At 64.9% G+C, this 248-nt stretch carries 1 pseudogene; it reads left to right on the top strand.

The annotated features are described in order from the left end of the window. Positions 1-248: pseudogene (locus ACFE99_RS15665) on the top strand (hypothetical protein); the annotation flags it as partial.

Here is a 248-nt window from a genome sequence, read left to right as displayed (position 1 = left end):
TGGCTCTCCGGCGAGCTGCCTCAGCGCCAAATCGGTGTGGGCTGGGCCGCTCTGCGCTCCTTGCCGCCACCGGCAGCGCATCCGATGTTGACGGTGACCGACGTCGACGCCGCTTTCTCGGAGATCGGCGCGGTATCCGGTAAGGGGTCACAGGCTCGTCGGGCAGATCTCGTCGCCGGACTGTTCGCCGTCGCGACCGAGACCGAGCAGACCTTGCAGGAGTATGAGGTACATTGTTTCCGTTATGC

Source organism: uncultured Mycobacterium sp. (assembly GCF_964249325.1).
In the GTDB taxonomy this organism is placed as follows: Bacteria; Actinomycetota; Actinomycetes; order Mycobacteriales; family Mycobacteriaceae; genus Mycobacterium.
This window is presented reverse-complemented; position numbering and strand designations above follow the sequence as displayed.